23 protein-coding genes are annotated in these 20,018 nt (G+C 68.7%); 18 read left to right on the plus strand and 5 right to left on the minus strand.

Going from position 1 to position 20,018, the window contains the following annotated elements; translation table 11 throughout:
- Positions 1–17 precede the first annotated feature (17 nt).
- The 6 genes from B0F77_RS26705 (at position 18) to B0F77_RS26730 (ending at position 5,905) form a co-directional block, all read left to right on the plus strand.
- Complete coding sequence (locus B0F77_RS26705; protein WP_086665739.1) at positions 18–464, plus strand: 2'-5' RNA ligase family protein; 447 nt, start codon at positions 18–20, stop codon at positions 462–464.
- A gap of 127 nt (positions 465–591) precedes the next feature.
- Positions 592–861 (plus strand): 30S ribosomal protein S15, encoded by a 270-nt coding sequence (rpsO, locus tag B0F77_RS26710; RefSeq protein ID WP_045318466.1) that lies wholly within the window; start codon positions 592–594, stop codon positions 859–861.
- 229 nt (positions 862–1,090) lie between these two features.
- Complete coding sequence (locus B0F77_RS26715; RefSeq protein WP_086665740.1) at positions 1,091–3,337, plus strand: polyribonucleotide nucleotidyltransferase; 2,247 nt, start codon at positions 1,091–1,093, stop codon at positions 3,335–3,337.
- A gap of 107 nt (positions 3,338–3,444) precedes the next feature.
- Positions 3,445–4,737: a M16 family metallopeptidase gene (locus B0F77_RS26720; protein ID WP_086665789.1), complete on the plus strand. Its 1,293-nt coding sequence runs from the start codon at positions 3,445–3,447 to the stop codon at positions 4,735–4,737.
- A complete protein-coding gene (gene dapB, locus B0F77_RS26725) occupies positions 4,734–5,471 on the plus strand; it encodes a 4-hydroxy-tetrahydrodipicolinate reductase (RefSeq protein WP_086665741.1) in 738 nt (245 codons plus the stop codon). The genes B0F77_RS26720 and dapB overlap by 4 nt, the downstream gene beginning before the upstream one ends.
- Positions 5,468–5,905 (plus strand): tetratricopeptide repeat protein, encoded by a 438-nt coding sequence (locus B0F77_RS26730; RefSeq protein WP_086665742.1) that lies wholly within the window; start codon positions 5,468–5,470, stop codon positions 5,903–5,905. Before dapB ends, B0F77_RS26730 begins: the two co-directional genes overlap by 4 nt.
- Positions 5,906–5,950: 45 nt before the next feature.
- Here the strand turns inward: B0F77_RS26730 and B0F77_RS26735 are convergent, their stop codons facing one another.
- Positions 5,951–7,156, minus strand: a complete 1,206-nt coding sequence (locus tag B0F77_RS26735; RefSeq protein ID WP_086665790.1) for a winged helix-turn-helix domain-containing protein — start codon at positions 7,154–7,156, stop codon at positions 5,951–5,953.
- 70 nt (positions 7,157–7,226) lie between these two features.
- On the opposite strand from B0F77_RS26735, the gene B0F77_RS26740 reads away from it, so the two are divergent.
- Positions 7,227–7,769, plus strand: coding sequence for a GNAT family N-acetyltransferase (locus B0F77_RS26740; protein WP_086665743.1), 543 nt, complete (start codon positions 7,227–7,229; stop codon positions 7,767–7,769).
- Between the two features lie 21 nt (positions 7,770–7,790).
- The gene (locus B0F77_RS26745; RefSeq protein WP_086665744.1) at positions 7,791–8,312 is read left to right on the plus strand and encodes a hypothetical protein; all 522 of its coding nucleotides are present in this window, start codon (positions 7,791–7,793) and stop codon (positions 8,310–8,312) included.
- A 164-nt stretch (positions 8,313–8,476) separates the two neighbouring features.
- On the opposite strand, the gene B0F77_RS26750 is transcribed toward B0F77_RS26745, so the two are convergent.
- Together B0F77_RS26750 and B0F77_RS26755 are read right to left on the minus strand one after the other, a co-directional pair.
- Positions 8,477–9,343, minus strand: a complete 867-nt coding sequence (locus B0F77_RS26750) for an SRPBCC family protein (protein WP_086665745.1) — start codon at positions 9,341–9,343, stop codon at positions 8,477–8,479.
- Positions 9,340–9,882, minus strand: a complete 543-nt coding sequence (locus tag B0F77_RS26755) for a winged helix-turn-helix domain-containing protein (RefSeq protein ID WP_086665746.1) — start codon at positions 9,880–9,882, stop codon at positions 9,340–9,342. Before B0F77_RS26755 ends, B0F77_RS26750 begins: the two co-directional genes overlap by 4 nt.
- 126 nt (positions 9,883–10,008) lie before the next feature.
- On the opposite strand from B0F77_RS26755, the gene B0F77_RS26760 reads away from it, so the two are divergent.
- The 3 genes from B0F77_RS26760 to B0F77_RS26770 are packed head-to-tail and all read left to right on the plus strand — an operon-like array spanning position 10,009 to position 12,119.
- The gene (locus B0F77_RS26760) at positions 10,009–10,992 is read left to right on the plus strand and encodes an aldo/keto reductase (RefSeq protein ID WP_086665791.1); all 984 of its coding nucleotides are present in this window, start codon (positions 10,009–10,011) and stop codon (positions 10,990–10,992) included.
- A gap of 5 nt (positions 10,993–10,997) precedes the next feature.
- Positions 10,998–11,606: a TetR/AcrR family transcriptional regulator gene (locus B0F77_RS26765; RefSeq protein WP_211294042.1), complete on the plus strand. Its 609-nt coding sequence runs from the start codon at positions 10,998–11,000 to the stop codon at positions 11,604–11,606.
- Between the two features lie 18 nt (positions 11,607–11,624).
- Positions 11,625–12,119: a hypothetical protein gene (locus B0F77_RS26770; RefSeq protein WP_086665748.1), complete on the plus strand. Its 495-nt coding sequence runs from the start codon at positions 11,625–11,627 to the stop codon at positions 12,117–12,119.
- Positions 12,120–12,209: 90 nt separating this feature from the next.
- On the opposite strand, the gene B0F77_RS26775 is transcribed toward B0F77_RS26770, so the two are convergent.
- A complete protein-coding gene (locus tag B0F77_RS26775; RefSeq protein WP_086665749.1) occupies positions 12,210–13,121 on the minus strand; it encodes a DUF4097 family beta strand repeat-containing protein in 912 nt (303 codons plus the stop codon).
- Between the two features lie 5 nt (positions 13,122–13,126).
- A complete protein-coding gene (locus B0F77_RS26780) occupies positions 13,127–13,639 on the minus strand; it encodes a toxin-antitoxin system HicB family antitoxin (protein WP_086665750.1) in 513 nt (170 codons plus the stop codon).
- Positions 13,640–13,684: 45 nt separating this feature from the next.
- Between B0F77_RS26780 and thyX the strand changes: the two genes are divergently transcribed.
- The 7 genes from thyX (at position 13,685) to B0F77_RS26815 (ending at position 19,970) form a co-directional block, all read left to right on the plus strand.
- Positions 13,685–14,401 (plus strand): FAD-dependent thymidylate synthase, encoded by a 717-nt coding sequence (thyX, locus tag B0F77_RS26785; protein ID WP_086665751.1) that lies wholly within the window; start codon positions 13,685–13,687, stop codon positions 14,399–14,401.
- Between the two features lie 5 nt (positions 14,402–14,406).
- Positions 14,407–14,808 carry an ACT domain-containing protein gene (locus B0F77_RS26790; RefSeq protein ID WP_086665752.1) on the plus strand — a complete coding sequence of 134 codons (402 nt, stop codon included), beginning with the start codon at positions 14,407–14,409 and terminating at the stop codon, positions 14,806–14,808.
- Positions 14,809–14,879: 71 nt separating this feature from the next.
- Complete coding sequence (locus B0F77_RS26795; RefSeq protein ID WP_245848674.1) at positions 14,880–16,319, plus strand: serine/threonine-protein kinase; 1,440 nt, start codon at positions 14,880–14,882, stop codon at positions 16,317–16,319.
- Positions 16,320–16,329: 10 nt separating this feature from the next.
- Entirely contained in the window at positions 16,330–16,743 is a 414-nt protein-coding gene (locus B0F77_RS26800; protein WP_143466922.1) for a hypothetical protein, read from the plus strand.
- Positions 16,744–16,766: 23 nt separating this feature from the next.
- Positions 16,767–17,378 carry a TIGR03085 family metal-binding protein gene (locus B0F77_RS26805; RefSeq protein ID WP_086665754.1) on the plus strand — a complete coding sequence of 204 codons (612 nt, stop codon included), beginning with the start codon at positions 16,767–16,769 and terminating at the stop codon, positions 17,376–17,378.
- 19 nt (positions 17,379–17,397) lie between these two features.
- Positions 17,398–18,294 carry a 4-hydroxy-tetrahydrodipicolinate synthase gene (dapA, locus tag B0F77_RS26810; protein ID WP_086665755.1) on the plus strand — a complete coding sequence of 299 codons (897 nt, stop codon included), beginning with the start codon at positions 17,398–17,400 and terminating at the stop codon, positions 18,292–18,294.
- Positions 18,291–19,970, plus strand: coding sequence for a ribonuclease J (locus B0F77_RS26815; RefSeq protein WP_086665756.1), 1,680 nt, complete (start codon positions 18,291–18,293; stop codon positions 19,968–19,970). Before dapA ends, B0F77_RS26815 begins: the two co-directional genes overlap by 4 nt.
- The last annotated feature ends 48 nt before the right edge of the window (positions 19,971–20,018 follow it).

Consider the following 20,018-nt stretch of genomic DNA (forward strand, 5'->3'; position numbering starts at 1 on the left):
GAGATCGCGCGAGCGCGATGAAGTTTTTCACGGCCCTCTACCCGCCGCGGCACGTGATCGACGAGTTGGACGCCGTGCTCGATCGCAACCAGGACATGGACTGGACGAAGCCGGAGAAGTGGCACATCACGTTGTGCTTCCACGGTGAATCCGCAGATGAAGAACGCTTCCGAGCTCTTGAGGGCCACGAGGTGCCGGAAATCCGGCTGAAGGACTTCGGTGACTTCCGCGGCAAGGTCCTGTGGGCCGGAATTCACGGCGATTTAAATCAGTTGGCACGGGCGGCGGGCGCGAACGACAATTGGTGGGCGCACCTGACGGTGGCGTACGGGTACCGGGGTCAGCCGATGCCGGCCTTCCTGAGCAGCCCGTGGCAACCGTCCGAAGCAGTGCTCGTGAGCAGCGCCGACGGCGTCCACACACCCGTGGCTCGGGTGGGGTTGCGCACGTCAGCGCGCCGCTGAGCACCGTGCCTGATAGCCTTCGCAGTTGGGTCTGGCTGCGGTCCGTGGCGGCCAGTACCGGCTACCCCGGCCAGCAATTCGGCGGGCGTGGGGCCGCACGGACCTGAACAAGTAGGAGAAGTACCTAGTGGCACTGTCCACGGATCAGAAGAAGTCCATCCTCGGCGAGTACGGGCTGCACGACAGCGACACCGGCTCCACCGAGGCGCAGGTCGCTCTGCTGAGCAAGCGCATCGCCGACCTCACCGAGCACCTCAAGCAGCACAAGCACGACCACCACTCCCGCCGTGGTCTTCTGCTGATGGTCGGCCGTCGCCGCCGTCTGCTGAACTACCTGACCAAGGTGGACATCAACCGCTACCGCGCGCTGATCCAGCGCCTCGGTCTGCGCAGGTGACACTTGCCGAGGGGGAGTGACCGGCCGGTCACTCCCCCTCGGCGCACAGCCGGGTGTATACAGATCCCCGGCTGCAAAAGAGAACAAAACAGGGCCCGCATCGCGCGAAGCAGTTATCGCCGGTCCTCGGTAGTGGCCCTCTGGTGGAAACGCCCCAGAGGACTTCGATCGAAGACCGGCCTCGTCAAGACGCGTGTGCGGTGTCCAAAAGACGAGGAGTAACAAGTAAATGACGGACATCGAGGTCCACGAGGCGACTGCCGTTATCGACAACGGCAAGTTCGGCTCGCGCACCATCCGCTTCGAGACCGGGCGCCTCGCGCGTCAGGCCGCGGGCAGCGTGGTGGCGTACCTGGACGACGAGACCATGCTGCTGAGCGCCACGACGGCGTCGAAGCACCCCAAGGAGCACTTCGACTTCTTCCCCCTCACGGTGGACGTCGAGGAGCGCATGTACGCCGCGGGCCGCATCCCCGGCTCGTTCTTCCGGCGTGAGGGCCGTCCGAGCACGGACGCCATCCTGACCTGCCGCCTGATCGACCGTCCGCTGCGCCCGTCCTTCGTGGACGGCCTGCGCAACGAGATCCAGGTCGTCATCACGGTCATGAGCCTCAACCCGGCCGACCTGTACGACGTCGTGGCGATTAACGCCGCGTCCGCGTCGACGCAGCTCGCCGGCCTGCCGTTCTCCGGCCCGATCGGTGGCGTCCGCGTGGCGCTCATCGAGGGCCAGTGGGTCGCGTTCCCGACCTACGAGCAGCTCGAGAAGGCCGTGTTCGACATGGTCGTCGCGGGTCGTGTGGTCGAGTCCGGCGACGTCGCGATCATGATGGTCGAGGCCGAGGCCACCGACAACGTGATCGACATGATCGCCGAGGGTGCCACCGCCCCGACCGAGGAGGTCGTGGCCGCGGGTCTCGAGGCCGCCAAGCCGTTCATCAAGGTCCTCTGCGAGGCCCAGGCGCAGCTCGCCCAGGTCGCCGCGAAGGCCACCGGCGAGTACCCGACGTACCCGGCCTACCAGGCCGACGCGTTCGAGGCCGTCGAGGCGTCCGCCACCGGTGAGCTCGCGCAGGCGCTGACGATCGCGGGCAAGGCCGAGCGCGAGTCCAAGCTCGACGAGGTCAAGGCCGCCACGCTGGAGAAGCTGGCCGAGCAGTTCGAGGGTCGCGAGAAGGAGGTCGGCGCCGCGTTCCGCTCGCTGACCAAGAAGCTCGTGCGCCAGCGGATCCTGCGCGACAAGATCCGCATCGACGGCCGTGGCCTCACGGACATCCGTGACCTCGGCGCCGAGGTGGCCGTGATCCCGAGGACGCACGGTTCGGCGCTGTTCGAGCGCGGCGAGACCCAGATCCTGGGTGTCACCACGCTGAACATGCTGCGGATGGAGCAGCAGATCGACTCGCTCGCTCCCGAGACGCACAAGCGCTACCTGCACCACTACAACTTCCCGCCCTACTCGACCGGTGAGACCGGCCGCGTGGGTTCGCCGAAGCGCCGCGAGATCGGCCACGGCGCGCTGGCCGAGCGGGCGATCATGCCCGTGCTGCCGAAGCGCGAGGAGTTCCCCTACGCGATCCGCCAGGTGTCCGAGGCGCTGAGCTCCAACGGCTCGACGTCGATGGGCTCGGTCTGCGCGTCGACCCTGTCGCTGCTCAACGCGGGTGTCCCGCTGAAGGCGCCGGTCTCCGGCATCGCGATGGGTCTCGTCTCCGACGAGGTCGACGGTGAGACCCGCTACGTGGCGCTGACCGACATCCTCGGTGCCGAGGACGCGTTCGGCGACATGGACTTCAAGGTCGCGGGCACCAAGGAGTTCGTGACGGCGCTGCAGCTCGACACGAAGCTCGACGGCATCCCGTCCGAGGTGCTGGCGCAGGCGCTGGGCCAGGCCCGCGACGCGCGCTACACGATCCTCGAGGTCATGGCCGAGGCCATCTCCGACCCGGACGAGATGAGCGCCTTCGCGCCGCGCGTGACGTCGGTCAAGATCCCGACCGACAAGATCGGCGAGGTCATCGGCCCGAAGGGCAAGATGATCAACTCGATCACCGAGCAGACCGGTGCCGACATCTCCATCGAGGACGACGGCACGATCTACGTCGGTGCGGCGGACGGCCCCTCGGCCGAGGCCGCGATCGGCATGATCAACGCGATCGCGAACCCGCAGCTGCCGAAGGTCGGCGAGCGCTTCCTGGGCACCGTGGTGAAGACGGCCGCGTTCGGCGCGTTCGTCTCGCTGCTGCCCGGCAAGGACGGCCTCGTCCACATCTCGAAGCTGGGCAACGGCAAGCGCATCGCGAAGGTGGAGGACGTCGTCAAGGTCGGCGACAAGCTCCGCGTCGAGATCGCCGACATCGACCAGCGCGGCAAGATCAGCCTCGTCGTCGTGAACGAGGACGCTGCCGAGGCCCCTGCTGACGCTCCGGAGGCCGTCGAGGCCACCGAGGCTGCTGAGGCGGCTCCCGCGCAGTGAGTGCGACAGACAACAACGTGACGGCCGCGGGTGCATCCACCCGCGGCCGTCCGCGTACCGGACGGTTGGGGCACCTCCAGCGGCCGGGCAGCACGCGGGTGCTCGAGATGTCCGCTGGCTCGGAGGTGCGGCGCAGCATGCTGCCCTCCGGCCTGCGGGTCATCACCGAGCGCATCCCGAGCGTGCGGTCCGCCTCGGTCGGACTGTGGGTGCAGGTCGGGTCCCGTGACGAACGGCCCGAGGTCGCGGGTGCCGCGCACTACCTCGAACACCTGCTGTTCAAGGGGACTTCGCGCCGGTCGGCGGCGGCCATCGCCGAGGAGATCGACGCGGTCGGCGGCGAGCTGAACGCGTTCACCGCCAAGGAACACACCTGCTACTACGCGCACGTGCTGGACGAGGACCTGCCGCTCGCGGTGGATCTGGTGGCCGACGTGGTGTTCGAGGCGATCTGCGGTCCGCGTGACTTCGAGACCGAACGTGGTGTCGTGCTCGAAGAGATCGCGATGCGCGACGACGACCCCGAGGACCTGCTGCACGACGCGTTCATCGAGGCGATCTTCGGCGGGCACGCGCTGGGACGCCCGGTGCTGGGCACCGAGAAGTCCATTCAGGACATGTCGAGGGACAACCTCTACTCGTTCTACAAGAAGCGCTACACGTTGCCGCGCATGGTGTTCTCCGTCGCGGGCAACATCGAGCACACGCACGTGATGCGCTTGGTGCGCAAGGCGATCGGCGACCGGCTGACGCGGGAGGGCAGCGCGGTCGCACCGCGAGCGGGTCGCGCACGCATCGCCGACGCCCGCAAGCTGGTGCTGCACACCGACGACACCGAGCAGGCGCACATGATGCTCGGCATGAAGGGCCTGGACCGCCACGACGAGCGCCGGTTCGCGTTGAACGTGCTGAACGCGGCCATCGGCGGTGGCATGAGCTCCAGGCTGTTCCAGGAAGTGCGCGAACGGCGTGGCCTCGCGTACCAGGTGTACTCGTCGGTCGGTCTCTACGCGGACACCGGCACGTTCGCCGTCTACGCGGGTTGCCAGCCGGACCGGCTGGGCGAGACCGCCGGCGTCATCCGCGAGGTGCTCGTGGACGTCGCGCGCGGCGGCCTGTCCGACGCGGAAGTGGCGCGCGGCAAGGGACAGCTGCGCGGTGCGCTCGTGCTGGGACTGGAGGACACCAGTTCCCGGATGTCGCGCATCGGCAAGTCAGAACTGAACTACGGCGACCACCTGAGCGTCGAGGCGACCCTCGCGCGGATCGACGCCGTGTCCGCGGAAGAAGTGGCGCTGCTCGCACGTGATCTGCTGCGACGTCCCGTCGCCGCGGCGGTGGTCGGCCCTTACGATCATGCCGACGATCTGCCGGACCAGGTACACGAGGTGATTGCATGATTCGCGTCGGAGTTCTCGGCGCGCGGGGCCGCATGGGTTCCGAGGTGGTCCGCGCGGTCGAGGCCGCGAAGGACATGGAGGTCGTGGCGGCCATCGACGCCGACGACCCGTTGCAGGCCCTCGTGGAGGCCGGCGCGCAGGTCGTCGTCGACTTCACGCACCCCGACGTGGTGATGGGGAACCTGGAGTTCTGCATCACGGCCGGGATCCATTGCGTGGTCGGCACTTCCGGCTTCGACAACGCGAAGCTGGCCGCCGTCGAGGCCCTGCTCGCGGACAAGCCCGAGGTCGGTGTGCTGGTGGCGCCGAACTTCGGCATCGGCGCCGTGCTGCTGATGCGTTTCTCGGAGATCGCCGCTCGCTACTACGAGTCGGCCGAGATCATCGAGCTGCACCACCCGCGCAAGGCCGACGCTCCTTCGGGCACGGCCGCGCACACGGCCCGTTTGATCGCGGCGGCGCGTGAGGGCATGGACCCGATGCCCGACGCGACCACGCAGGAGGAGCCGGGCGCGCGCGGTGCCGTCGTCGACGGCGTGCGGGTCCACTCGCTGCGGATCTCCGGGATGATCGCACACCAGGAGGTCGTGTTCGGCGGGGAGAGCGAGACCTTGACGATCCGTCAGGACTCGCTGCACCGGACGTCGTTCATGCCCGGCGTCGTGCTGGGAGTGCGGGAGATCGTCGGTCGTCCCGGACTCGCGGTCGGCCTCGACAAGTACCTGGACCTGTGAAGGTCCGGCTCACCGTCGGGGTGCTGATCGCGGCTCTCGCGGTCTACTTCGTCCTGCTCACCGGTCGCGCAGTGGCTCTGCTGCGGACCGGTGAGCTGGTCGGGATCCTGCTCGGCGTGGGCGTGCTGATCCTGCCGCTGCTCGGGGTGTGGCTCGTGTGGTCCAACCTGCGCTTCGGGTGGGAGACCGAGAAGATGGCCCGCGAGCTCGACGCGGACGGGCTGCTGCCGGACGTCTCGCACCTGCCTCGCCGGCCTTCCGGCAGGGTGGATCGCGACGCGGCCGACGCGTGGTTCGAGGAACGACGGGCCGAGGTCGAGGCCTCGCCCGACGACTGGCGGGTGTGGTTCCGGCTCGCGTACGCCTACGACATCGCGGGGGACCGCGGGCGGGCCCGCGAGACGATGAAGAAGGCCATCGAGCTGCACGCCTGATCAGATCAGGACCTGGGCTTCACCTCCGTCGGCGTCCAGTTCCGCTCAGCCGTTGACGACGGCGGCGATCAGTTCGGCCGCGAGGTCTCCCTTCTGCACCACCAGCACGTCCTCCAGTCCGAGCCAGTCCGCCATGTGCCGAAGCTCCCCGGCCAGTTCCGCGGCGACCCGAGGCCGATCGACGCCGGCCTCCGCGAACGCCGACTGCACCCGCAGCACCCCGGCCGCCCGGTCGGCCTTGATGTCCACGCGCGCCACGAGCTCACCGTCAAGCAGGAACGGGAACACGTAGTACCCGTGCACGCGGCGCGGCTCTGGCACGTAGATCTCGATGCGGTACCGGAAGCCGAAGATGCGCTCGGTCCGCGCCCGCTCCCAGATCAGCGGGTCGAAGGGGCACAACAGCGCCCGCCCGACCACCCGGCGCGGTGCCTTGGCGTCGACATGCCGGTAAGCCACCCCACGCCAGCCGTCGACGGACACCGGTTCCAGCACGCCGTCTTCCACCAGCGACGCCACCGCGGCCTGCGAGCGGCGCGGGTCGAGGCGGTAGTAGTCGCGCAGATCGGGTTCGGTCGCCACGCCCAGCGCGACCGCGGACCGCGACACGAGCTCGCGCGCACCCTCTTCCGGCGTCCACTTCTGCGCCAGGACGTCGGCGGGGATGACGCGTTCGGTGAGGTCGTACAGGCGCTCGAACGAGCGACGGGTGCCGGTGGTCAGGACGCCGACGCCGAACAGGACCTCGCACACGCGCTTGACCTCGGACCAGTCCCACCACGGGCCCTTCGACCGGCCCGAGTCGCCGAGCAGGGCCTTCTCCAGGGTGCCCGCGCCGATCGGGCCGAGCTCCTTGACAGCGGCCAGCACCTCGTCGACGAGCTGGGGCGAGCGTTCGAGGATGGTCTGGTAGTTCTGCCACCAGCCGCGCTTCTTGGCGCCCGAGTGGAACAGCGGCCAGTCGAGCACCGGCACCAGCGACGCCTCGTGGGCCCAGGTCTCCACCAGCATGCGGGGCTTGCGCGCCGAGTGCGTCCAGGCGGCTTCGTCCAGCAGGCCGGGCTCGTAGGCGCCCAGGCGGGAGAACAGCGGCATGTAGTGCGCGCGCACGGCCACGTTGACCGAGTCGATCTGCAGCAGCTGCACGCGGGACAGCACCCGTTGCAGATGCCTGCGCGTGGCCGCTGACGGCCTCAGATCGGTGAAGCCCTGTGCGCCCAGCGCGATTCGACGGGCCACGTCCGCACTCATCCTCTGCACGTGGCCGATGTTGCCACGCACCCCTGACAATTCCGCGACACGGCGTCGATAAGGTGCGGTTATGGCCGACGCCGGCGTGCACACCGCCACCGCTGCTGATCTTTCGGAGATCGTCCGCATCCACCGGGAGACGTGGCGGCTCGCCTACGCGCAGCTCCTCCCGCCAGAGGTGCTGGACACGCTGGACACGGACGAAGCGTGGGCGCTGGCCGTCCAGCAGGGAGCGGTGCTCAAGGCCACCGAGGGGGAGTGGACGGTCGGGTTCGTCGTGGCGAGCAAGGCGCCGGACGACGAGGTGGCCAAGGCCGACGGTTCGTTGCCTGCCGACGCCGAAACGACGGCGCTGATCAGCGTCCTCGTCGAACCTCGCTGGGGAAGGCGGGGGCACGGCACGCGGCTGGTCGCCGAAGCCTGCGCCCGTCTCGGCGAAGCCGGCGCGACGCGAGGCATCGCGTGGGTGCCGGAGGCCGACCAGGCATCGCGGAACTTCTACGAACGACTCGGCTGGACGGGTGACGGCACGGTGCGCACATTGGACGCCGGCGGGCGTCCGTTGCGCGAAATCCGGGTTTCCGGACCGCTGGCTGTCCGACTCGACGCCTGAGACCTGTGTAGCCTCGGCCGGGTGCTCGGCTTGGTTGGCCTCACCTTCGGGGTCGCGTTCGGCTCGGCCCTCATCCCCTTCATCAGCATCGAAATGTGGGTGGTGGGCGTCGGCGCGCGCTGGCCCGGTGTCTCGTGCTTCGTGGTGGGTCTGGTGGTCGCCGTCGCCCAGGTGCTCGGCAAGCTGCTGTACTTCTACGCGGCACGAGGCGACATCAAGCTGCCCAAGTTCATGCACCGCAAGGAAAAGGTGCGCACCAAGCCGTCGCGGTTCGCGCGCTGGTTCGGGCCGGGTACGCGGATGCACGGGTGGGGCGAGTGGATCCACGCGAAGTGCCGGGCGCACCCGAACTGGATGGCCGGCACGCACGCGGTGAGCTCGCTGGTCGGGGTGCCGCCGTTCATGGCGACGAGCGTGCTCGCCGGGCTCGCGGGCATGTCCACCGCGATGTTCGTCGTGACCGGCATGGTGGGCCGCTTCGCGAGGTTCAGCTTCCTCGCGGCCTCACCGGCGATGGTCATGGCCTGGTTCGGAGTCAGCTGAAGAAGATCGACGCCGTCACGGAGAAGGCGATCAGGAGTGCGGCGACGGTGATCCGGGCTGAATCGAGCACGACCCCGAAGGTATCGATGCCGCGCCGATGAAATCCAGGCGCAAACGGGTGAGAACCGAATGATCTGGCTCTCACCCGCCCGTTTCACGCTCGATTATTCAAGTACGAGAACTCCGTCGGGCAGCCCGGGGAGGTCGTACGAGTGCCACATCGGCCGCCAGTTCGGCAGTTCCAGCATCCGCTTGAGGTCCGCGAACCCGCTGAGCCAGCCCATCCACGGCCCGTAGGGCGGGGTGGCCGGGTCGAACCCGCTCTGCACGAACGTCAGGTGCGTCCTGCCCTCCGAGCCCTTCAGCTCCCAGGACGCCACCATCCCTTCCTGGAAGTCCAGCGCGAAGTGCCCCTCGTCGAGCGCGATGATCTTCGCCGGGTGCGGGTTGTCTTCGAGACTTCCCATCGCCCATCGGCCGCCGACGTGCGGTTCGATCTCCATCCGCGCCCCGAACCACCGCGCGAACACGTCGGGATCGGTCAGCGCGTCGATGATGGCCGCCGGTGCGGCCGCGATGTCGACCTCGAACCGCTGCTCGGGCGTCGTGAAGTCGCAGAAGCCCAGCGCCGACCGGCCCTCGACGTGTTCGACCAGGTTGGCCAGCACCAGTGGCCAGAACGTCTGGAGGACCTCCGACTTGTCGTCGCCCACACCCCACGTCGGGTACGGCGACTGCGTCATCGCGATGAGCGTCTCGCCGTCCCGCTCCTCCACGCCGAGCTCGACCGTGTACTCGGTGCCGTAGAGGAACCACGTGAAGCGTATTGACGTGTCGCCGGAGCCCAGCAGCTTCTGCCGGCCGCGTTCGCCGTCGGGCGTGTAGCGCCCCCAGAACTCGAACTGGCCGCCCTCCAGGTCCACGTGCGCGTGCTCGGCCAGCCACACCCGCAGGTCGTCGGCGGTCGTCAGAGCCTGGAAGACCCTGGCAGCGGGTGCGGCGGTGCGGACGCGGATCGTTCCTGTGGTCATTGGTTGTCTCCCTTGGGATAGCAGGCGAGCGCGATGCGGAACGCATCCCCTTCCGCGCCGCCGTATCGGGTGAAGAGGTCCTGCAGGGTGTTCTGGAGTTCGGTCAGGAACTGCTGGCGGTCCTCTGGCCGCACCCGGATCTCGCCGGACACGCCCACGGACGGCAGTTCGCTCGTGCGGTCGAGCGCCGCCACGTCGACCTGGATCTGCTCGGCGAGGTCGACGAGGTGCCCCAGCGCCAGTTCGTCGCGCGACCCGATCCGGCCGACCAGCCGCGGTGACAGCCAGTACGACCGCGCGACGGCCTGGTAGAGGCCCTCCTGGACGCCGCGCACCCTGCGTTCGGCGACCTGCGTGGCCAGACCGGCCTTGACCAGCTGTTTCACGTGGTAGTGCACGCGTTGCGGCGTCTGGTCGAGCACCTCGGCGACCTCGGTGCACGAACGCGGCGCGGCGAGCTGCCGCAGCACCTCCACGCGCTGCGGCTTGAGCAGGGTCTCGGCCTGCTCCATCCGGTCCAGATAGATCACGTCTCTCATCGCAAAAACAACTTTGAACGTTCAAAACATTTTTGTCAATCGAGCGGACAAAGATGGACTGACAGATATTGAAATCTGTCAGTCCATCGGGCATGGTGGAGTCACCGAAAGATGAAGGGGTTCGAAATGCAGAAGCGTCAGCTCGGAGCCACCGGCCCTGTCGTGTCCGCGATCGGCTTGGGCTGCATGGGCATGTCCAACGCGTACGGCCCGGCCGACCGCGACGAGAGCATCGCGACCATCCACACCGCCCTCGACGCGGGCGTCACGTTGCTCGACACCGGTGACTTCTACGGCCAGGGCCACAACGAGATGCTCATCGGCGAGGCCATCAGGGGCCGTCGCGACGAGGTGCGGCTCAGCGTCAAGTTCGGCGGCATGCGTGACGCCGACGGGGCGTTCATCGGGTTCGACACCCGCCCGAACGCCATGGCGAACTTCCTCGCGTATTCGCTGCAGCGCCTCGGCACCGACCACGTCGACATCTACCGGCCGGCGCGGCTCGATCCGAGCGTGCCGATCGAGGACACCATCGGCGCCATCGCCGCCCAGATCGACAAGGGCCACGTCCGGCACATCGGCCTGTCCGAGGTCGGCGCCGAGACCATCCGCCGCGCCCACGCCGTGCACCCCATCGCGGACCTGCAGATCGAGTACGGCCTGCTGGAACGCGGTGTCGAGCGCGAGATCCTGCAGACCACCCGTGAGCTCGGCATCGGCATCACGGCGTACGGGGTGTTGTCGCGCGGTCTGATCTCCGCCGCGCCGCCCGAGATCGGCTCCGGCGACTACCGCGGCCACACGCCACGGTTCCAGGGCGACAACCTGACCCGCAACATCGCGCTCGTCCGGAAGCTCAACGAGATCGCGGAGAACAAGGGCGTCACGGTCGCGCAGCTCGCGATCGCCTGGGTCGCTGCGCGCGGGGAGGACGTGGTGCCTCTCGTCGGCACGACCAAGCGTGCGAGGCTGAACGAGGCGATCGGTGCCGTCGACGTGACGTTCACCGAGAGGGAACTGCAGGAGATCGAGGCTGTCGTCCCTGTCGGGGCCGCTGCCGGCACGCGGTACCCGGCCGAGGCGATGGCCATGCTGGACAGCGAGAGGTGAGTGACGTGGCGGAGGCGTTGACCGGGGAGGCGATCCTCGCGGCGACCGAAGAGGTGCTGCGCAGGTACGGCCCGGCCAAGGCGACGGTGGTCGACGTCGCCAAGGCGCTCGGGGTCAGCCACGGCAGCGTCTACCGCCACTTCCCGACCAAGGCCGCGTTGCGGGAGGCCGTGACACGGCGCTGGCTCGACGCGATCCACGTCGAGATGGCGTCGGTGCTCGACGAGAACGCCAGTGCCGCCGACAACCTGCGGGCCTGGTTGCAGCGCCTGTTCGACAAGAAACGGCGCTCGCACCTCGACGAACCCGAGCTGTTCGCGACGTTCCGGGTGCTGGTCAGCGAGAGCCAGGCCGTCCCCGATTACCACATCGGACACCTCGTGGGTCAGGTCGCGCGCATCATTTCGGCGGGAGTGGAAACCCAGGAGTTCGTGACCGACGACGTGTCGAGGGCAGCGCAGGCCGTGTGGGACGCGACCGAGAAGTTCCACCACCCGGCCCACGCCCAGGAGTGGGGGAATCCTCACATTCAGGACGCGTTCGACGCCGTGGTCTCACTGGTCGTCGATGGACTGCGGTACAACCGAATCCCGAGTGCCGCAGGCGATGCTTGAGGGTCACGGAGGTGAACGGTGCCGCCTGACGAGTGGATCGATCTGCTGGGAGCGCCCGAACGGCGTCCGGACCCAGTCGACTGGGACGCGGTCAAAGCACGGGCCGGCACCGCGCTTCCCGGCGACTTCGTGCATCTCGCCGAGGCCTACCCACCCCTGGTGGTGGGCGGTTACGTCCGGATCCTGCACCCCACGGCCCGCGCCGGGTTCATGAACTGGATGGCGCAGGCGCCCAAGATCCTTCGGGCGCTGCGCCGGCAACCGGGGCTCCGCGTGCATCCGGAGAGACCGGGTCTGCTGCCGTGGGGCACCACGCTCAACGGCGACCACTGCCTCTGGTACACCCGAGGCGAGCCGGACGAGTGGACCGTGGTGATCACCGACCTGCGGCAGAGCTGGTCGTTCGACGGCAACTTCTCGAGCTTCGTCCGGAAGTTCCTGACCGGCGAGATCCAGTGCCCGCTCTTCCCGGACGACGTCCCCGGCGGCTCCAAACCGTTCCAGGAGCCCTGACCGCCCTCTGCCTTTGGCGCACGCGGGGAGCTTTCGTTCGCTTGGAGCGCACGAAAGGGCCCCGCGTGCGTTTCCTACCCGACCCCCCGGTCAGCTTGCGGCGGCGGTGACTAGGGCGTTGCCGCTGCCGGTGCGGCCTGTGATGGAGAGAGTGGCGTCGCCCAGCGGTTGTGAGGAGACCTCGAAGTCGCTGCGGGCGTTGCCGGACGTGGACACCAGGTCGATGCGCGCGAGCGTGCCCTGGCGGATGCCCACGCGGATGTGGCCGGAGCCGGTGCCGAGCTGGATCTCCCCGGAGGCCGCGTCGGCCACGGTGAGGTCACCACTGCCGGTGCGGACCTGGACGTTGCCCTGCACTGCACCCAGCCACACGTCACCGGTGCCGGTGATCAACGTGGTGGTGCCGCCCACCGACGACACCTCGACGTCACCGCTGCCGGTCTTGGCCTTCAGCGCGCCGAGCATCGTGCCCAGGCGTACGGTTCCCGCGCCCGAGTTCACCTTCGCCTCGCCGGTCGCCCGGTCCGCGGACACCGTGCCCGTGCCGGTGTTCAGGTCCAGCCGGCCCGCGCCGCCCGTCACGATGACATCAGCGGCCCCGGTCCGTGACGACACGTGCGACCCCACGGGCGCCGTCACCACCACCGAGAGCGGCACGGCGCGCAACGGCAGTGCCTTGGACGACTCGACGCGCAAACGGTTGCCGAGCAGTTCGACGCGCGCTTCGCGGACGGCGTCCTCCGGGCCGGCCGCCGCGGTCTTGTCCGGGCCGAACTGGCCGCTGACCCAGCTCAGCACGCTGGACAGCCCCTCGGTCCACGAGTTGCCCGCGGTCGGGTCGTGCCGGACCTCGACGTGCACGCCCGGCGCGTCGACCAGGTGCACCTGCACCCGGCCGCTGACCAGCGAGATGTCGATCTCGGCGACGCCCGCGAACTCGAAGCTCTGCTGGCGCACGACGCCGGTCGGTTCCGTGCCTGCCGGTTCTGACGGTTCGGTCATCCCGCTCACCCCTGCACCCATCCGCGGACGCGCGAGCCCGAGCCGGCGTTTCCGCTCCACCCCTTGTGCTGATGCTTGTGCTTGCCGTGCACCGCGCCACCCACGGCCTGCTGGATGAACGAGTTCAGCGACACGCCCTGAGCCGCCGCGGCGGCCTCGGCCTTCGACTTGAGCTCGTTGATCATGCGCAGGGTGATGCGGCTGATGTCACCCGTGGCGTCACCGGCGCCAAAATTGGGCATGTCGTGCCGCGGGCCGGGCTCCGGCTCCGGTTCGGCGGAACCCGTGACGACCACCTGGACGTCGCGGCCCGCCAGGCGAACCTCCACGACCTGGCCTTCCAGCGAGGCGGTGACCTCCGCGGCCAGGTCCGACAGTGCGTTCATGATCGCCAGTCGCGCGGCTGGCTCGAGCGCTGCGGACAACGCGGCGGCCGTTCGACGGGTGTTCTCGTCCCCCGCTGATGCGGCCGTCGCCAGGTCCTCGCGCAGTGACGCGATGTACGGCGACAGATCCATGACACCACTATGACGTCACAACTGGCGTCGCGCAACCGTCAGATAATGTCTCAAGGCATGCCGAGAGTGCGTTTGGTGGCTAAGACCGAGTTCATCCCGCCGGACGACGTGCCGTGGACGACCGACGCGGACGGCGGCGCGGCGCTCGTCGAGTTCGCCGGCCGGGCCTGCTACCAGTCGTGGGACCGCTCGAACCCCATGACGAACACCAACGCGACGTTCCTGCACCACCTGCTCGACGTCGGGCACCTCGCCGCGTTCGAGCACGGCAGCGCGACGCTCTACCTGACCGAGCTGCCCCGCTCGCTCACCCACGAGCTGATCCGGCACCGGCACTTCTCGTACTCGCAGCTCTCCCAGCGCACCGACCCGACCGACGTCGTGGAGCCGGACCTGATCGCGAAAGACCCGGAGCTGCACGCACGGTTCGTCGCGGCGACCGAGGCGAGCCTCAAGGCGTACGAGGACCTGGTGCAGAGCCTCGAAAAGTCCGTCAACGGGCGGCGCGCGCGACAGATCGCACGGTCCGTGTTGCCCAACGCCACCGGCACCGAGATCGTCGTGACGGGCAACTACCGCTCGTGGCGGCACTTCATCGCGATGCGCGCGACCGAGCACATCAACGTCGAACTGCGCGAGCTCGCGGTCGCCTGCCTGCGCGAACTGATCAAGGCGGCCCCGAACGCGTTCGCGGACTTCGTCGTCTCGACACTCCCGGACGGCACAGAAGTTGCTTCGAGCCCACTGGTGGTTGAAGGCTGACGCCCATGAAGCGGCTCATCGTGGACGTCCGGCCCGGCGAATACACGGTCTCGCGCCTGGCAGCGGACGCCTCGCTCCCCGCCGGGCTGCTCGACCTCACCGACGTGCTGGTCTCCGTGACCAGGACCCCGGACGAGGTGTCGGTCATCGCGCCGTCGTCGTTCGCCCTCGCGAGCGAGACGGCCGAGAAGGGCTGGCGGCTGCTCACCGTGCGCGGTCCGCTGGAGTTCACGCTCACCGGCATCATGGCCGCGCTCGCGGGTGAACTGGCGGCCGCGGGCGTCTCGCTGTTCGCGCTGTCCACTTACGACACCGACCACCTGCTCGTGAAGCAGACCGACCTCGGTCGCGCCGTGCTCGCTCTACGTGCCGCAGGTCACGAACTGGTTGTAGCGCCGGAAGTCTAGGAACCGATCCTCCATGTGGCGGGTCTGAAGTACCGTCAACGCCCCGGCTCACCAGGACGTAGGAGCGCACGTTGCACGGACAGGCAGTCGAACCGCGCGTCATCGCGGGCAGGTACGCCCTGGTCGCGGAGCTCGGCCGCGGTGGCATGGGCATCGTGTGGCGCGCCCAGGACCGCCACATCGGGCGTTTCGTCGCCATCAAGGAACTGCACCTGCCGGACGGCATCGCGCACGAGGAACGCCGTGTGCTCGAAGAGCGCGCTCTGCGTGAGGCGCGCACGGCCGGCAAGCTCAACGACCCGTCCATCGTGACCGTGTACGACGCGATCAACGAGAACGGCACGACGTACATCATCATGGAGCTGGTCGAGGCGGCCACGCTCTCGACGTTGATCAGCGCGCACGGCCCGATGCCGCCCAACCAGGTGGTGTCGATCGCGCTGCAGGCGTTGTCCGCGCTGGAGAGCGCGCACCAGGCCGGGATCGTGCACCGCGACGTGAAGCCCGGCAACCTGATGGTGCGCCCGGACGGCAAGCTCAAGCTCACCGACTTCGGCATCGCCCAGGCCGTCGACGACCCGCGCCTGACGACCAGTGGCAGCCTCATCGGCTCGCCCGCGTACATGGCGCCGGAACGCATCCACGGCCACGAGGCGGGCCCCCCGTCCGACCTGTGGGCGCTGGGCGCGACCCTCTGCTACGCCGTCGAGGGCTGGAGCCCGTTCGAGCGCTCCTCCACGGCCTCGACGCTGCACGCGATCATGAGCGAGACCCCGCGGCTCACCCGTGCGACCGGCGTGCTCGGCGCCGTGATCACCGGCCTGCTGATCGCCGACCCGAACGCCCGGCTGTCCGGCCCGCAGGCCCGCGCGATGCTGGGCAGCATCGGCAACCAGCCGACGCCGCCCACCGGGATTCCGCCCCAGGCCACGCAGCAGTACCAGCAGACGCAGGCCGTCAGTCCCGCGAAGAAGAAACGCAACCGCATCCTCGCGATCGTGGGTGCCGTCGTCATCGCCGCGGCCGCGTTCACCGGCGGCATCTACGCGCACGGCTGGTTCACGGCACCTGGTGGCAGCGGCAGCAACACGCTGACCTACGGCGAGGGCGGCGAGATCCCGGTCTTCGGTCTCTCCGAGAACGTGTGCGGCAACGGCCAGGTCGCGCCGACCAAGCAGCTCGACTCGGACACCCGTGAGGATTGCGACAAACCGCACGACTTCGAGGTGTTCGACGTCGTCGAGACACTGCCGATCACTTCGAGCCTGCCCGACACGACCTACCCCGGCGTCGAAGCCCTGACCAGCCTCGGCGTGGCCCGGTGCGAGCTGACGCTGAAGTCGCAGTGGGTCAAGGACGGCGGCAAGCTCACACTCACGACGTTGATCCCCACGGACACGGCGTGGAAGAAGGACAAGAACGACAACGCGCAGCGCCGCATCTACTGCGTGGCCAACAAGAAGGACAACAGTCCGCTCAACAGCACCATAAGCGCGAAGAAGGACAACTAGTCTGCCGCGTGTGAAGAGAAGGATCCTTTCCGTACTGCTGGTTCTCGGCTGCGTGGCCGCCCTCTCGGCGTGCGCCAGCAACGAGGACAAGTTCGTCTCCGAGCTCAAGGCCGCCGGCTTCAGCAACCCCGGCGTGCCGAGCACGGAGAAGGAGAAGAAGTCCAAGAAGGTGGGCAAGCGCACGATCAAGTCCTCGTCGAGCACCATCGAGGTGATCGTGCGGGTCAAGGGCTGCGACCTGGAGTTCGCCAAGACCTCCGGTCAGTCGGGCTACTGGCTGGACGAACTGCACGTCAACGGGCAGGAACCGGACTGGCCGGGATATCCGGAGAACCTCAACCGCGACCAGGTGGTCAAGCTGCTGGCCGACAACTCGGCCAAGCCGGACGGCTTCAAGGGCTGCTACAAGCCGAACGAGCCCTGAGCCGGTTGTGGTGCAATGGCGGGGTGAGTCTCGCCCGTGATGAGCGCAAGGCGCTCGTCGACCTGATGACCGAGCTCGGCCCGGACGCGCCGACGTTGTGCGGCACGTGGTCGACCAAGGACCTCGCCGCGCACCTCGCGATCCGCGAGCGGCGTCCGGACACCGCGCCCGGCATCATGCTGCCGGTCTTCGCCAAGTGGACGGACAAGGTCCAGGAGGACTACACGCACAAGGCGTGGAGTGAGCTCCTCGACCTGGTGCGCACACCGCCGTTCTGGATCCAGCCGGTCGACGAGCTCATGAACACGGGCGAGTACTTCGTGCACCACGAGGACGTTCGCCGCGCACAGCCCGACTGGGAGCCACGGCCGTACGACGCTCGTCGCGAGAAGGTGCTGTGGAAGCTGCTGCCGTTCACCGCTCGTATGACGTACAAGTCGTCGCCCGTCGGCGTGACGCTGGTGCGGCCCGACGGCGAGCACATCGTCGCCAAGCAGGGGGCGAACGGCGTGGTGATCACGGGTGAGGTGGCCGAGCTCGTGATGCTCGCGTTCGGCCGCGACCAGGCCCGCGTGGAATACAGCGGTGACGCCGACGCGGTGCAACGCGTGCGGTCGTTGAACCGAAGTGTCTGAACTCGGGTAGTTTCTGCGCATGCCCGGAAGCCCCTACGCAGGGCCGAACCGCCCGTTCGGTCGCGTTCTCACCGCTATGGTCACGCCGTTCGACCCGCGTGGCGAGGTCGACCTCGCCAAGGCGCAGGAACTGGCGAAACACCTGGTGGACCTGGGCAACGACGGCCTGGTCGTGAACGGTACGACCGGGGAGAGCCCGACGACGACCGACCGCGAGAAGGCGGCGCTGATCACCGCCGTGGTCGAAGCCGTCGGCGATCGCGCCACCGTGGTCGCGGGCGCGGGTACCTACGACACCGCGCACAGCATCCACCTGGTGCAGCAGGCCGAGAAGGCGGGCGCGCACGGCGTGCTGGTCGTGACGCCGTACTACTCGCGGCCGCCGCAGGAGGGCCTGCTCGCACACTTCACCGCCGTCGCCGACGCGTCGGAGCTGCCGGTGATGCTCTACGACATCCCGCCGCGCGCGGTCGTGCCGATCGAGGTCGACACCCTTTTGAGACTCGCGGAACACCCGCGGATCCTGGCCGTGAAGGACGCCAAGGGCGACCTGCACGCCGGTAGCCGGGTGATCGCGAGCACCGACCTCGCCTACTACTCGGGCGACGATCCGCTGAACCTGCCGTGGCTGTCCGTGGGCGCCGTCGGGTTCGTGAGCGTCATCGGCCACCTGGCCGCCGACCGCCTGCGGGATCTCGTCGAAGCGTACGAATCCGGAGACGTGGTCCGGGCAAAGGAAATCCACGAGTCGCTGCTGCCGCTGCTGCGACCCTTCCGCCGGGTTCCCGGCGTGACCTACACGAAGGCCGCACTGCGCCTGCGCGGACTGGACGTGGGCGACCCACGTCTGCCGCTGGTGCCCGCCGCGGCCGAAGACATCGAGGCCATCGCGGCCGAACTGGGAGTCAACGCGTGACCCACTCGACCGAACTGCCGCCCGCACTGCCGGAAGGCGGCCTCCGCGTCGTCGCTCTCGGCGGAATTGGCGAGGTCGGCCGCAACATGACCGTCTTCGAGCACGCCGGCCGGCTGCTCGTGGTCGACTGCGGCGTTCTGTTCCCCGAAGACGATCAACCGGGCGTGGACCTGATCCTGCCCGACTTCCGTGCCATCGAGGACCGCCTCGACGACATCGAGGCGATCGTCCTGACGCACGGCCACGAGGACCACATCGGTGCCGTGCCGTTCCTGCTGAAGCTGCGCCCCGACCTGCCGGTCGTGGGTTCGCGCTTCACGCTGGCGCTGCTCGCGGCCAAGTGCAAGGAGCACCGCCAGAACCCGCGGCTGGTCGAGGTGAAGGAGGGGGAGCGGCGCTCGTTCGGGCCGTTCGAGCTCGAGTTCTTCGCCGTCAACCACTCGATCCCGGACGCTCTGGCCGTCGCGATCAGGACGTCGGCCGGTCTCGTGCTGCACACCGGTGACATCAAGCTGGACCAGCTGCCCCTGGACGGCCGCCTGACCGACCTGGCGGGCTTCTCGCGGCTGGGCGACGAGGGCGTGGACCTGTTCCTGGTCGACTCGACCAACGCCGAGGTGCCCGGTTTCGTGGTGCCCGAGCGCGAGATCGGCCCGGTGCTGGAGAACGTCATCCGCAAGGCGTCGCAGCGGGTCATCGTCGCGTGCTTCGCCTCGCACGTGCACCGCGTGCAGCAGGTGCTGGACGTCGCCGTGCAGTACAAGCGCAAGATCGCGTTCGTCGGCCGCTCGATGGTGCGCAACATGGGCATCGCGTCCGACCTGGGCTTCCTCAACGTGCCGGACGGCCTCTTCGTCGACCTCGACGTCGCCATGCGGATGGAGGAGGACGAGGTCATCTTCGTCTCCACCGGGTCGCAGGGCGAGCCGCTGTCGGCGTTGTCGCGGATGGCCCGCGGCGAGCACCGGCAGATCTCGATCCGCGCGGGCGACACGGTGATCCTGGCGTCGTCGCTCATCCCCGGCAACGAGAACGCCGTCTTCAACGTGGTCAACGGACTCGCCAAGCTCGGCGCGACCGTGGTGCACCAGGGCAACGCCAAGGTGCACGTCTCCGGCCACTCACCGGCCGGCGAGCTTCTGTTCCTTTACAACGCCGTCCGGCCGTCGAACGTGATGCCGGTGCACGGCGAGTGGAGGCACTTGCGGGCCAACGCGGCTCTCGCGGTCGCCACGGGCGTTGCCGAGGACCACGTCGTGATCGCCGAGGACGGCGTCGTCGTGGACCTGATCGACGGCAAGGCCGCGGTATCCGGACGTGTTGTCGTGGGCCACGTCTACGTCGACGGGTTGTCCGTGGGCGACGTCGGCGAGTCGACGCTGTCCGACCGGCTGGTGCTGGGCGAGGGCGGGTTCATCTCGATCTCGGTCGCCATCGACCGGACCACCGGGCGCGCGGTGACGGCGCCGACGATCTCCGGGCGCGGCTTCTCCGACGACCCCAAGGCGCTGGAGGCCGTGGTGCCGCTGGTGGAGATGGAGCTCGCGCGGACAGAGGCCGAGGGCATCTCGGACACGCACCGCGTCGCGCAGGCCGTGCGCCGGGTCGTGGGCCGTTGGGTCGCGGAGACCTACCGGCGCCGGCCGATGATCGTGCCGACGGTCATTCCGGTGTGAACGTGACCCTGATGTGATCTGCGTCCCCCTCGTTCGCTAAGGTCTAGT

The sequence above is a fragment of the Lentzea kentuckyensis genome, assembly GCF_002150765.1.
GTDB lineage: Bacteria > Actinomycetota > Actinomycetes > Mycobacteriales > Pseudonocardiaceae > Lentzea > Lentzea kentuckyensis.

What these genes read in the sequence shown, in the direction of transcription:
- B0F77_RS26705 (WP_086665739.1), top strand. Translation starts at nt 18, where the DNA reads ATGAAGTTTTTCACGGCCCTCTACCCGCCGCGGCACGTGATCGACGAG.
- B0F77_RS26715 (WP_086665740.1), top strand. Translation starts at nt 1,091, where the DNA reads ATGACGGACATCGAGGTCCACGAGGCGACTGCCGTTATCGACAACGGC.
- B0F77_RS26720 (WP_086665789.1), top strand. Translation starts at nt 3,445, where the DNA reads ATGTCCGCTGGCTCGGAGGTGCGGCGCAGCATGCTGCCCTCCGGCCTG.
- dapB (WP_086665741.1), top strand. Translation starts at nt 4,734, where the DNA reads ATGATTCGCGTCGGAGTTCTCGGCGCGCGGGGCCGCATGGGTTCCGAG.
- B0F77_RS26735 (WP_086665790.1), bottom strand. Translation starts at nt 7,156, where the DNA reads ATGAGTGCGGACGTGGCCCGTCGAATCGCGCTGGGCGCACAGGGCTTC.
- B0F77_RS26740 (WP_086665743.1), top strand. Translation starts at nt 7,227, where the DNA reads ATGGCCGACGCCGGCGTGCACACCGCCACCGCTGCTGATCTTTCGGAG.
- B0F77_RS26750 (WP_086665745.1), bottom strand. Translation starts at nt 9,343, where the DNA reads ATGACCACAGGAACGATCCGCGTCCGCACCGCCGCACCCGCTGCCAGG.
- B0F77_RS26755 (WP_086665746.1), bottom strand. Translation starts at nt 9,882, where the DNA reads ATGAGAGACGTGATCTATCTGGACCGGATGGAGCAGGCCGAGACCCTG.
- B0F77_RS26760 (WP_086665791.1), top strand. Translation starts at nt 10,009, where the DNA reads ATGCAGAAGCGTCAGCTCGGAGCCACCGGCCCTGTCGTGTCCGCGATC.
- B0F77_RS26775 (WP_086665749.1), bottom strand. Translation starts at nt 13,121, where the DNA reads ATGACCGAACCGTCAGAACCGGCAGGCACGGAACCGACCGGCGTCGTG.
- B0F77_RS26780 (WP_086665750.1), bottom strand. Translation starts at nt 13,639, where the DNA reads ATGGATCTGTCGCCGTACATCGCGTCACTGCGCGAGGACCTGGCGACG.
- thyX (WP_086665751.1), top strand. Translation starts at nt 13,685, where the DNA reads ATGTCTCAAGGCATGCCGAGAGTGCGTTTGGTGGCTAAGACCGAGTTC.
- B0F77_RS26790 (WP_086665752.1), top strand. Translation starts at nt 14,407, where the DNA reads ATGAAGCGGCTCATCGTGGACGTCCGGCCCGGCGAATACACGGTCTCG.
- dapA (WP_086665755.1), top strand. Translation starts at nt 17,398, where the DNA reads ATGCCCGGAAGCCCCTACGCAGGGCCGAACCGCCCGTTCGGTCGCGTT.